The 8,891-nt window shown below is 69.0% G+C and carries 5 protein-coding genes; 1 reads left to right on the top strand and 4 read right to left on the bottom strand.

Annotated features, from left to right (window positions below; translation table 11 throughout):
• From VGS97_RS12255 to VGS97_RS12270, 4 genes are all read right to left on the bottom strand, one after another.
• Positions 1 to 2,548: ATP-binding protein (locus VGS97_RS12255; protein ID WP_326853514.1), on the bottom strand; the 2,548-nt coding region annotated here is incomplete at its 3' end.
• 145 nt (positions 2,549 to 2,693) lie between these two features.
• Positions 2,694 to 3,695, bottom strand: a complete 1,002-nt coding sequence (locus VGS97_RS12260; RefSeq protein WP_326853515.1) for a fibronectin type III domain-containing protein — start codon at positions 3,693 to 3,695, stop codon at positions 2,694 to 2,696.
• Between the two features lie 198 nt (positions 3,696 to 3,893).
• Positions 3,894 to 5,369 carry an RICIN domain-containing protein gene (locus VGS97_RS12265; protein WP_326853516.1) on the bottom strand — a complete coding sequence of 492 codons (1,476 nt, stop codon included), beginning with the start codon at positions 5,367 to 5,369 and terminating at the stop codon, positions 3,894 to 3,896.
• Between the two features lie 249 nt (positions 5,370 to 5,618).
• The gene (locus VGS97_RS12270; RefSeq protein WP_326853517.1) at positions 5,619 to 7,826 is read right to left on the bottom strand and encodes a cellulose binding domain-containing protein; all 2,208 of its coding nucleotides are present in this window, start codon (positions 7,824 to 7,826) and stop codon (positions 5,619 to 5,621) included.
• Positions 7,827 to 8,300: 474 nt separating this feature from the next.
• Here VGS97_RS12270 and VGS97_RS12275 point away from each other — a divergent pair.
• Positions 8,301 to 8,891, top strand: a 591-nt coding sequence (locus VGS97_RS12275) for a nitroreductase family protein (protein WP_326853518.1), incomplete at its 3' end; no start/stop codon positions are given.

The following is an 8,891-nucleotide window of genomic DNA, read 5'->3' on the forward strand; positions in this document are numbered from 1 at the left end:
GGCGGATCTCCCGCGCGCGGGCCCGGCACTCGCGGCCGTCGGCGGCGCGGCCGCAGCGGTCCAGCGCCTCGGCGATACCGCACAGCGCTCGCGCCTGTTCGAAGCGGTCGCCGTTGCGCTCGGCCAGGTCCAGCGCGGCCCGGTGCCGAGTCAGTGCCGAGCCGGGTTGCTCCATCGCCAGCAGGGTTTCGCCGAGCGAGTTGAGCGTCTCGGTCTCCAGGCTGCGATCGCCGGTCTCGCGGCTGACGGCCAGACCGCGGTGCAGGTATTCGAGGGCTGACGCGAAGTGGCCGGTGCGGCCGTGCACGGCGCCGATCGTGCTCAGTGCGCTGCCCTCGGCCCCGCGGTCCCCGGCCCGGCGGCACAGCTCCAGTGCTCGCTCCAGGTACGCCAGCGCCTCGGCGTGCCGTCCGGCCTCGCTCTCCACCACGGCCAGATTGCCCAGCGCGTAGCCCTCCAGGCGCGGATCGCCGAGTTCGACGAAGATCTCGGCCGCTCGCCGCAACCCCCGGGCCGCCTGCTCGCGGTCACCCAGCCGCCGGCGCAGCGCGCCTAGGTTGATCAGCTGCGCGCCCTCGCCGTGCCGGTCCCCGCCCGCCCGGTAGCTCTCCAGCGCCCGGCCCATGTGCTCGGCGGCGGCCCGGTAGTCGCCAAGCCGCTCGTGCACCAGCCCGAGCCGGGCCAGCGCACGCGCCTCGCCGTCCCGGTCGCCGGTGCGCTGGTGCCCCTCCAACGCGTGCTCGAAGTGCGCGCGGGCCGCATGGTGGTCGCCGAGCCACCAGTGAATGCTGCCCAGGTTCGTGAGCACGGCCGCGTGCTCCTGGCTGCCTTCAGGTGCCGCTTGCACAGCGCAGCTGTGGAGTGTGAGCGCCTCCTGATAGTGACCGCCGACCTCGAATGCCCGCCACAGCACCCGTGAGAGGTTCACGCAGTGTTCCGGCCAGCCGTGCCGCCCCGCGTAGACACCCGCCGCGACCAACGCGCCGCGTCGCTGCTCAAGCCAGTGCGCCGCGCCGCGCGGATCGCCGACCGGCGGACGCGCAGTGCGCGGCGGCCCCGGGTCGGGACGGCTGCGCCGCTCGTGCGGGAAGAGAGTGTCCATCGCGGCTGCCGCAGTACCGACGTAGTGCTCGAACAGCCGTGACAGAGCAGCGCGACGCTCCTCGGCACTGCACGTCTCCTCGGCGCGCTCGGCGGCGTATACGCGCAGCAGGTCGTGCGTCGCAATGCCGTCCTCTCCCGCTGGTTCGGCCAGATGAGCACGGCAGAGCTCAGATATCAGCGCACTGGCACGCTCCTGGTCGAGATCGGCGAGCGCGGCCAACGCGTAGGCGTCGAACTCACGGCTCGGATGCAAACCGATGAGCGCGAAGGCGCGCGCCCCCGCTTCAGAAAGATACTGATAAGACCAGGAGAACACCGACCGCACGGCGGTACGCGGATCGCCCGCCGCGTCGAGCAGGTCCAGCCGCCGCTGCTCGTCGCGCAGCCCGGCGAGCAGTTCGGCCGGGCTGCGGCCGGGGTTGGCCGAGGCCAGCTCGGCGGCTATCCGCAGTGCCAGCGGCAGCCGGGTGCACCGTTCGGCCAACTCGGTGAGTTCGGCCTCGGCAACCGGTGCGGCACCCCCGTCCAGCCGCGAGCCGATCAGGGTACGCAGCAGTATGACCGCTTCATCTGCCGTCAGCGTGTCCAACCCGATGCGGCGAGCGCCCTCTCGCACCACCAGCCCGGCCAAGTCGTCCCGGCTGGTCACGACCACGAAGCAAGAAGGTGCTCCAGGCAGCAGCGGGCGCGCCTGCTCCGCGGTGGCCGCGTTGTCGAGCAGCACGAGTATCCGCCGCTCGGCCAGCACGGTGCGGTAGAGCGCGGCCCGGTCGGCGGTCTCCGCGGGCAGTTGCGGCCCGGTCACCCCGAGCCCGCGCAGCAGCCGGGCCAGCGCGTCGGCCGGATCCACCGGCGGCTCGGGACCGTAGCCGCGCAGATCGAGGTACAGCTGGCCATCCGGAAAGCGATCGGCGGCCCGGTGCGCCCAGTGCACCGCCAAAGCTGTCTTACCGACACCGGCCGTTCCCGAGACCGCCGAGACCACCACCGCGCGGGCCCGCTCCTCGGGCTGCGCGAAAGCCAACGCGTCCAACACGGCCAGTTCCCGCGCCCGGCCGGTGAATCCGTACACGTCCATCGGCAGTTGCCGAGGGATGGGAGCGCTGCGCGTGCGCCCCTCCCCGGCGCCCCCCGAATCCCGCGTTGCGCCGTCGGCGTGCCCGCCCCCGTCCCGTCGGGCCAAGCGCCGCGCCTCCTCCACTCGGTCGCGGGCTGTGGCCAGCACGCCCAGCTCGGCGGGGGTCGCGCCGAGCAGCCGCACCAGCACGTCGAACCGGTCGGTCGGCGGCAGGACCCTTCCGGCCAGATACTCCCCGATGATCCCGTGCGACCAGCCCGCCGCCTCGGCCAGTTCCCGGTAGCTGGCCTCGGCCCGGCCGAGCTGCCGGGCGTGGCGACGGCGCAGCTCGCGCAGTACCCGGGCGAGGTCCGCGGCGGTGCGCACCTCGGCCGGGTCGGCGCGCAGGTGCCCGATGACGAGTGGATGGGTCTCTATGCGCCGCAGAGTAGTCGCGCAGGCGGGTGGGTGCGCGGGGCGCGGGCGGTGGGTGCGCCCCGCGCACGTTACCTCCGTGCGACTACGTCAGTGTTCATGCTCCTGTGCAGGGCAAACCGTTGAACGTGAAGCCACTCGGCGGCGCGGCCGGGCTTGCGGAACCCGTGAAACCGACGAAAAGCTGCCCGCCCTGCCCGATCGTGCCGTCGTACGAGGCGGGCGTGATCGCGGCGGAACCGCCGGTGCGGGTCAGCACTCCGTTGAAGACGCTGTTCACGGTCGCCGTGGAGACCAGCGAGAAGCCGAACGACCAGCCGCTGATGTTGGCCGCGGTCGTGTTGACGATCGTCACGCTGACCGTGAACGCGCCGCCCCCGTACTGCTGGACAGTCACCTTGCAGGAGGGTGCCGCGGTGAGAGCCAGGGTGCTGACGGTGCCGGGGTCCGAGCGTGGCGAGAGGTTGCCGCGCGCGTCGAACGCGATCACGCCGAAGGTGTACGACGTGGCCGGCGACAGGCCGGTGACGCCCTGGTCGTTGCCTGACATGTCGGTGGTGCGGATCGTGGTCCAGACGCCGTTGATCAGCTCTTGCAGGTAGTAGCCGGTGACCTGGACGTTGTCAGTGGACTGCGGCCAGTAGACGCTCACCATCGTGGTGGTGACGTTGCTGAACAGCAGCGTGCCGGGCTTCGTCGGCGGCACGGTGTCCGGCCCGGACAGCGTCGTGATCGTCACCGAAGCGGACGGCGGGCTCTGCGAGTAGCCGATGTCTGGCACGGCGTTCGAGTACACCCGAAAGGTGTACGTGGTCCCAGGCGTCAGATTCGTCAGATGCAAGTACTCGCACATGCCGGCCCCGGACGCATAGGTCTGCCAGGACCCGTTCAGGTAGCGCTGGACCGTGTCCCCCGTCGAGTAGCAAGCGTCGTTCCAGTACATGTCGGCCGTGGTGTCGGCCACGTGGAGGACTTCGAGCCCGGTGGGCGCGGGCAGCGGAGTGTCGGCGTGCGCGGGTGCGGCCGTGAGGGCACCAAGGCCCAGCGCTGCCGCGATGGTGAACCCGCGAAGGGCAGCCAGAATACGAAGACGTCTCATGGCGCCATGGTGGACGCGGGACGGTCCGTCCGAGGCCGATCCTGGCCACGGTTGGACGCCGTTGGACAGTGCGCAGGTACCGAAACCCCAATGCCGGCAAACGACGCCGGAGCGCCGATGCCGGTGGAAACCAGTGGCACCGGCGCTCCGAGTCAGAACGACGCCAAGACGTCTTCACAACACTAAGACACCAACACACTAAGACGCCTTCAACGTCCACTGCTGATTGCTGCCGCCGTTGCTGGGCCACTGGTCGATCGGTGAGCCCTGCGACGTCGAGTTGCTTTCGTCCTCCGCCGTGAAGCCGCTCACCAGGCTCGTGAGCTGATAGACGGAGTCGCCCGAGGTCGCGTAGGACCCGACCGGATCCAGCGCCCACTCCTGGTTCGCGCCGCCGCTACAGGTCCACTGGTCGAGTTGCACGCCCTCGGTCGTGGACTGGTTCGGCACGTCCAGGCACAGGCCGCTGTTCACGCTCGTCAGCGTGAAGACGTCCGCGGTGCCGGAGACGTGTTTGAGCGTCCACTTCTGGTTGGAGCCCCCGGTGGACGGCCACTGGATGATCGTGCCGCCGTTGGCGGTCGACGCACCGTTCACGTCCATCAGGTAAGAACTCTTACCGTTGGTCAGCGTGTAGTTGGACCCTGACGTCGGGTTGGAGGACTGCGCGGCGGGCGCGCCGGTGGTCACGTCGAGCGACCAGGAGTTCTGCCAGCCGACGTTGGCGACGGTCCCGACCAGCGTCAGCGGCAGCCAGATCAGCGGCGAGGTTCCGAGGTTCGACGTCGTCCACCGGTCGCCCGCGTAGATGTACGCGGTGCCGGAGCTGCCCTGAACCTGGATGATGTTCGCAACCTGCGTATTGTACGTGTGTGTGCCGCCGGGTGCGAAGTCCTGGAACGACGTCCAGCCATTCGACAGCGACGTCGAGCTCGCATATACGTCGTCGTTGGTGGACCAACCGGTCAGATGCGAGGCAAGGACGTAGTAGCGGCCGTTCGCCTTCACCAGCGCGGGCGCCTCGTAGTCGGCGAACAACGCCACGCTGCCGCCGTTCGACGAGCCGGCACTCACGACACTGAGATAGTTCGACGCGAGCTTGTCGATGCGCAGTCCGTTGGCGCGGTCCTCGGTGAGCAGGTAGGCCGTGCCGTCGGTGTCCTGGAACAGGCCGATGTCACGGCTCTGGAAGCCGAGCGGCTGCGACGCGCCGAGATACGTGTATGGACCGCAGGGTGTGGTGCTCTCGGCAACCCCTGCCCTCGCCTCGGAGTAATTCGAACTGTCGATGTGCATCCACATCACGTACTCGCCCGTGGACGAGTCGTAGACCACCTTGGGCCGTTCGACGATGCGGTTCGGCCCGAGGTCGCCGCTGGACTGCACGCTCAGCGCGTTGCCCTGGAGCGTCCAGTGCTGGAGATCGGAGGACGAGTAGCAGGGGACAGACTGGAACGAGGTGTTCGACGAGGTCTCCCCCGCCTTGTTCTCGCCATACGCGTACCACGTGCCGCCGACCTTGAGGATGCCGAGGCCGTGGATCTGCAACGCGTTGCCGGACGTGTCGTTCCAGGCGGTGCCGGGAGCGAAGACGGAGACGGTGTCCGCGTGCGCGGGCAGGGCGGGCACCAGGAGCGCGGCCAGCATGGCGGCCAGCGCGAGGACGAGCTTCACGGGATGCGAGCGAGATCCGCCGCTTTGCTCAGTTCGATGATCCACCTGTTTCAACTCCATGGTCGAAGGCGGGAAAAGCCATCGCACTTCAACATAACAGAACGTAGCAAGACAGCAACAAAAGGAGTAAGGTGACAAACTTGGACAGCGACGATCATAGTCGGGGTCTGCGGCGCCGCCGGTTCGGGGCGCCGCAGACCCCTGGTTTGCTCTCAGGGAACTGTCACGAGTCGGCCGTCATCCGCCGCGTCATCCGCAGGCGGCGCCGTTCACCGTGAAGGCGGTCGGCGAGGCGTTGCTGCTCGACCAGGTGCCCTGGAAGCCGAACGTCGTCGATCCGCCGACCGGGACGCTGCCGTTGTAGCCCATGTTGACGGCCGTCACCGCGCTGCCGCTCTGGGTGACCTGGGCGTTCCACGCGCTCGTGATCTTCTGGTCGCCGGGGAACGACCACTTGACCGTCCAGCTGGTCCAGCCCGACGTGCCGTTGTTCGCGATCGTGACGTTCGCGGTGAAGCCGCCGGTCCACGAGTTCGGCGTGTAGGTGACCGTGCATCCGCCGGACGAACCGGCCGCGCTCGTGGTCACGGCGACCGTGCCGGAGCGCGCGGAGCGGTTGCCCGCGGTGTCCTTCGCGTAGACCGCGAACGTGTAGCTCGTCGATGGAGTCAGCCCGCTGATCGTCGCGGAGTTCGTGGTCGGCGACGCCACCACGGTCTCCGTCGTGCCGTTCACGCTCACCACGTCGTACCCTGCGATGCCGGTGCTGCTCGTGGACGCGGTCCAGCCCAGGTTGACCGAGCTCGACGTGATGCCGGACGCGGTCGGCGTGCCGGGCGTCGTGGGCGGCGTCACGGACGTGCCGGGCTGGAGCGTGACGACCGCCGCGCTGTACGGCGCAATGGTCTGCGACGATGCGCTGCCGACCGCCGCCGTGCTGATCGACGTGCCGGGAGGCGCGAGCGTGGCGACGGTCGGCGTGCCGGTGCCCGGGGTGAATCCGCTGTAGCTCAGGGCGGCGGTGTAGCTGTTGCTCGGGTCGTCGTTGACGAGCAGGACCCGCAGCGAGCCGTCCGCCGCCTTGACCGCGTAGGAGTGCAGCAGCGACTGGCTGGACGAGGCGGACACCAGCGTGTCGCCGGGGTGGATGAACGTGCTGAGAAGCTGCGTGCCGTAGTACGCGGGGAACGGCGTGTCCGCCGCCGGTTCACAAACCTGCGCGCCGTTGATCGTGCCGCACGAGCCGTCGGACAGGATGCCGTAGTCGCCGTAGGTGGCGGTGCCGTAGAGCGAGCTGCCGTTGTCGCCGCCGGTCACGATGCCGTTGTGGATCTGCCACCAGTCGACGCTGGACACACCGCTTTGCAGCCAGCCGAGGTAGTCCTGGTTCAGATACAGGGCATTGACGATGCTGAGGGTCTGCTTCCCGGGGTTCGACGAGACCGAGTTCGTCTCGGTCACCATGATCGGGACGCCGGCGCCGCCGCTGTACTGGCTCAGCAGCGACTTCAGGCTGGAGACCATCGTCGGGATCTGCGACGTGTCGCCGAGCAGCCCCGAGTCGGTGGGTCCGGGCGGTGTGACGCTGCTCGGGTTCTGCGGGTACCAGTGCACGTCGGCGAAGCCGATCTGGTTGCCGAGGGCGGACAGGACCGTCTGGTTCCACGTCTGCGGGCTGGCGCTGTTGGTGACCGCGTCGGGCCAGTTGCCCGGCGCGGTCAGCACCACGCCGATCACGATGCTCGGGTCGACCGCCTTCATCGCGCTGATATACGTCTTGACGTTCTGCGCGTAGACGGCGGGGCCGCAGTCGGTCGGGTTCGTACTCGTCGAGCAGTGCTTGTCCGGCTCCCAGTTGGCACCGTAGGTGCCGTTGCCGTAGACCTCGTTGCCGATCTCCCAGTACTTGACGCCGTAGTTGTGCGTCACGTTGGCGTAGCGGACCCAGTCCGCCGCCACCTGCGCGCCGGTCTCCACAGGGCTCTGCGACGCACCGATCGTGTCGCCGGTGCCGTAGTCGACCGTGACCATGCCCTGCGCGCCGGTCTGGCTCAGCAGCGTGGCGTACTGGTCGAAGTTCACGGCCTGAGCCTTGCCGGACAGGACGTCGGTGTTGTTCTTCCAGTTGTACTCGTCCGACTCGGTGCCGCCGGGGAAGCGGATGAGGCCGATCCCGGCGTTCTTCAGCAGACCGGGCACCGCGGCGTCGGTCAGCTGCGCGTCGTAGACGGATCCGTTGCCGCCGATCGCCGTCGCCGGAACAGTGGCGAGCGACTGTGAAACGTTCACGCTCACCGTCGCGGCCGTCACCGCGTTCGAACTCACCGCGGCGGCTGCGTGCGAGGCGATGACCGCTCCGGTCGCGGCGCCGGCCTGCGCCGCCGGCGCGCCGAGGACGGCCGCGGCCGGCAGCGCGGCGGCAAGCATCCAGCGCTTTATCAATGGTCGTCGTTGCATGAGACCGTTGCTCTCCCTACGAGTCTGGATCACGGCTCTACCGGGGACGCCCCGGTCGAATCGGGAGAATTGATCACGCGCGGCGCGACGTCAAGCAGTCGAACGGATCCCGGAACACGGCACAGCGCACCGGCGAGCAGGCCCGGAAACTTACAGCCGCCGGCAGATCGTCAGCAGTGGCTCATCACCGGAACCATCGCGGCCACGGCCTGCTGAAACGCCGAGCCGCTCGACGGGCTCCACGCGTCGATGCCGGTGACCAGCCTGACAGTGCCGATATTTCCGGTGCTGCCGCGGGTGGTCTGACCCGGCGCCTGACCGACTCGGACAAATCAGAGCTCAGACGCTTGGGACGCGCGTGTGATGCCCGGCAGGCCTGCTTTCGGCCCGCCGGGCATCGCACGCTGGACTGCTACCTTGTCCGGGTACACCTTTGTTCGGGTACTCCGACACCGCTGGAGAAGGTGGGCAGGCGTGGAATTCAAGGATGTCGTGCGCCGACGCAAGATGGTCCGCTCCTTCTCGGACGAGCCGGTCGACCCCGAGACCGTCCGGCGCATCCTGGACGTCGCGCGCCGGGGACCGAGCGCCGGATTCAGCCAGGGTGTCGAGTTCGTCGTGGTGACCGATCGGGAGATGCGGCTGAAGATCGCCGCGCCGGCGGACGAGATCTTCGCCATATCAGGGCACCACAACTTCATCGCCCAGGCGCCGACGCACGTCGTGATCTGCGTCAGCCCCGAGATATACCGGGCGCGCTACCGCAAGTCCGACAAGATGAAGGTCGTCGAGGACTTCGACGACGAGCTGCTGTGGTCGGTGCCGTACTGGTACACCGACGCGGGCGCCGCAATGCAGCTGCTGCTGATGGCCGCGGTCAACGAGGGCGTCGCCGCGGGATTCGTGGGCGTGAACATCGACCTGCTGCGCGAACTGCTGAGCATCCCGGAGGATTACATTCCGATCGGACTGGCGCTGCTCGGACACGCGGCCGACGACGCCGGGCAGTTCGGCGACGTGAGCGCGCGGACCATTCCCCGGCGTCCGTACGAGGAAATCGTCCAC

Origin of the sequence: Actinocrinis sp. (assembly GCF_035946395.1) — a bacterium.
Lineage (GTDB): Bacteria > Actinomycetota > Actinomycetes > Streptomycetales > Catenulisporaceae > Actinocrinis.